Origin of the sequence: Robertmurraya siralis, from assembly GCF_005502275.1 — a bacterium.
Lineage (GTDB): Bacteria > Bacillota > Bacilli > Bacillales > Cytobacillaceae > Robertmurraya > Robertmurraya siralis.
This window is the reverse complement of record NZ_SWLZ01000052.1, coordinates 1-2,438: the sequence shown is the minus strand read 5'-3', so window position 1 is coordinate 2,438 and position 2,438 is coordinate 1. Positions and strand designations below refer to the sequence as shown.

General features: G+C 37.6%; 2 protein-coding genes. Both read left to right on the top strand.

Annotated features, from left to right (window positions below; all coding sequences use genetic code 11):
• Positions 1-150 precede the first annotated feature (150 nt).
• Positions 151-1,656 carry an IS21 family transposase gene (istA, locus tag FCJ93_RS24555; RefSeq protein ID WP_137744925.1) on the top strand — a complete coding sequence of 502 codons (1,506 nt, stop codon included), beginning with the start codon at positions 151-153 and terminating at the stop codon, positions 1,654-1,656.
• Entirely contained in the window at positions 1,653-2,372 is a 720-nt protein-coding gene (gene istB / locus FCJ93_RS24550; RefSeq protein WP_095314893.1) for an IS21-like element helper ATPase IstB, read from the top strand. The genes istA and istB overlap by 4 nt, the downstream gene beginning before the upstream one ends.
• The last annotated feature ends 66 nt before the right edge of the window (positions 2,373-2,438 follow it).

Here is a 2,438-nt window from a genome sequence, read left to right as displayed (position 1 = left end):
TGTCTATGGCATCATAAAAATGTAGGTTATGGCATTTAATTTATGCAGTGCCTGGAAGGTACTGCATAAATTAAAAAAACCACTTGTCAACATTCCAAAATACACATACACTTCCTGTTGGGACAAACAAGCGCAGGAGGTATTAAGGAGATGTTGGCAGTGGCCGAAATTAATTATATCAGACATGAGGCTGTCGAAAAAGATAGTAGTTATTCAACAATAGCGAAAAAAATTGGAAGAGATCCTAGAACCGTAAAAAAGTATGCCGAAAAAGAGGATTTTAGTCCTGAAGTGAAAGTGAAACAGAACAGACCTTCACCCATCATGGATTCAGTTAAGCATATCGTAGATGAGTGGATTTTAGAGGACTTTAAGCAAAAAAAGAAGTTTCGTAGAACCGCAAAGCGGATGTGGGAACAGCTAAAAGAAGAAGTTGATTTTAAGGGATCTGATCGAACGATTAGAAATTATGTTTCGAACAGAAAGAAAGAGTTATTAAATGAATCTAGTCAAGCCGCTCTACCACTTGAATCTAAGCTGGGTACAGCACAGGTTGATTTTGGGGAAGCACCATTTAAATATCAAGGAGAGGACATTGTGCTCCCCTATCTAGTCTTATCTTTTCCTTATAGTAATGCTTTTTATTTTCAGGTGTTTCCTTCACAAAATAGAGAGTGCTTCCTAGAAGGACTGAAGCGAATTTTTCATCATATGGGTGGAGTTCCAAAAACAATCAGGTTTGATAATCTATCCCCTGCCGTAAAAAAAGTACTGCCAAATGGAGAACGGCAGCTAACAGAGGAGTTTCAAAACTTCGTTCTTCACTATGGTTTTAAATGCGAGTTTTGTAATCCGAATAGTGGCAACGAAAAAGGGCATGTGGAAGCTATGGTCAAATATGTGAGGAATAATTTCTTACTACCAGGTCTACATGTATTTGATATAGATCAACTTAACGAGAAGTTATGGGACAAAGCTGAAAGAGACCGTGAACGTAAGCACTATGAGAAAGAAACCTTTATTTCTACATTGTTTGAAGAGGATCAAAAAGCTTGTTTTGTTCTTCCAGGGAAAGAGTATCAATGTGTAAGGTATGAAACCGTCAAGGCGGATAAGTATGGTTATATAAGGGTAGAGAAGAACCTCTATTCAACCTCTCCGAGGTATGCGCTAAGTAAGGTTCTCGTAAAAATCTCATATAATACGATTGAAATACTCACAGACGACAATCAGCTGGTGGTTAGTCACTCTCGATTATACGGTCAATATAGAAAGTCTATGAAATGGCAGCCATACTTAAACCTAATGGCCAAACGTCCTTTGGCACTTAAATATACGAGTTTCTATGAGCAACTTCCAACAGAATGGCAAGAGTATTTCAATTCATGTACAGCTGCGGAAAAACCAGAGGCTCTTAAACTACTAGCAATGGTATTGAAAGAACATGATTTTAGTAGAATTACGGAGGCACTTATAATCGCTTCTGAGCATGGCCATCCATCTGTTGAATCCATTAAACAGGTGTTTTATCAACTGATAAATGGACGGGGAATCCGTTCGGAAATACACCCCAATCGACCATTGCCAGAAATGCCGAAGGCTATTCGAGGTTTAGATCATTATGATCAGCTTATGAAAGGAGTTGATCTACAATGAATGGTCAGATTCTAGAATATGCCAAGCGGTTGAAATTAAGCTGGATCAGAGAACATTATCATGAAGTGGAAGCAAAGACGAATGAGGATTTCTTACTAGAGTTATTTAGAAGAGAAGTTGAGCAACGAGAGGAACGGAAGACGAATCTATTACTGACACAAGCGACGCTTCCTAAAACAAAAGGAAATCCTTTTGATTGGAAAGATATATTATTAACTCAAGGGCTCAGTAAAGAGGATTTATTAAATGGTGCATTTCTGGAACGGCAGGAAAATTTAATTTTCTATGGAGGAGTGGGCACAGGTAAAACTTACTTAGCCACCATTATTGGATTGAATGCCGTACAAAAGTTTGGAAAGTCCATCAAATTTTATACAGTAGCCTCATTAGTCAATCGATTACTAGAGGCAAATGAAAAAGGAACACTAAATAAGCTCTTTAAACAAATAGAGAAACTTGATTTATTGATCTTGGATGAACTAGGGTATATTCCTCTCCATAAACAAGGAGCAGAATTATTATTTCAGGTTATTGCGATGTGTTATGAAGCGAAGAGCATTATCATTACAACAAATCTTCAGTTCGGTCAATGGAATCACGTTTTCGGAGATCCGATTGTAACGGAAGCAGTCATTGATCGATTAATTCATCACTCGCATTTAATCGTGTTTAACGGGGATAGCCACCGTTACAAAGAATCAATTATACAAGGTTAATTCTATGCGTTGGCAAGTGGTACATTTTTAAATGCCGTTTAATACATTTTTTGCTTGCCAAATACA

What these genes read in the sequence shown, in the direction of transcription:
- istA (WP_137744925.1), top strand. Translation starts at nt 151, where the DNA reads ATGTTGGCAGTGGCCGAAATTAATTATATCAGACATGAGGCTGTCGAA.
- istB (WP_095314893.1), top strand. Translation starts at nt 1,653, where the DNA reads ATGAATGGTCAGATTCTAGAATATGCCAAGCGGTTGAAATTAAGCTGG.